At 65.0% G+C, this 682-nt stretch carries 1 protein-coding gene; it reads right to left on the bottom strand.

Annotated features, from left to right (window positions below):
* Positions 1-682, bottom strand: a 682-nt coding sequence (locus tag ACLQ25_RS32765) for a non-reducing end alpha-L-arabinofuranosidase family hydrolase (protein WP_425734599.1), incomplete at both ends; no start/stop codon positions are given.

Raw genomic sequence — 682 nt, 5'->3', positions numbered from 1 at the left:
AGGCCGTAGTCGACGCCGTTGGAGGAGGGCGATCGGCCTTGGTAGAGCAGTTGGAGGTTGCAGGGGTCGACGGTGAAGGTCTGGTCGGCGCTGGTGCGGATCAGTTCGCCGTGGCTGATGTCGTTGGTCCAGGTGGCGCCGCTGTTGGCTTTGCCGGCGAAGGGGTTGCTTTCGGTGGCGGCCTGGGGGGTCCAGGTGCCGTTGAGGCTGGTGGCGGTGAAGGAGCGGAAGTAGCGGCCTTGGCCGCCGATGGCTTCGACGATCATGAGGTAGCGGTTCTGGCCGCGGAGTTTGTAGACCTGGGGTGCTTCGAAGAGGTTGTTGGTGGTGTCGCTCATGATGGTGGTGTAGGTGGAGCCGAAGCTGCTGGGGAAGTTCCCGATGGGCATGCTGGCGCGGTAGATCTTGCCGTTGTCGCCGGCGAAGAAGAGGTACATGTTCTGGTCGTCGGCGATGAGGGTCTGGTCGATGGGGCCGGTGCCGGGGCCGGTGATGCTGCCGGTGAACAGGGTTTGGGCGGCGGACCAGCCGTTGGCGTTGGTGGGGTCGGTGGAGGTGCGGTAGGAGAACGCGGTGCCGCCCCACTGGTAGGCCAGGACCCAGATGTTCTTGGGCGCGAAGTAGAACAGGGTCGGTGCGACGGTGCCGCTGTTCATGGTGTTCTGGCTGGCCGAGCCCATCT

The organism is Micromonospora sp. DT44, from assembly GCF_049841635.1.
Taxonomy (GTDB): domain Bacteria; phylum Actinomycetota; class Actinomycetes; order Mycobacteriales; family Micromonosporaceae; genus Micromonospora.
Note: the sequence above shows the minus strand (reverse complement) of the source record. Positions and strands in the feature narration are given on the sequence as shown.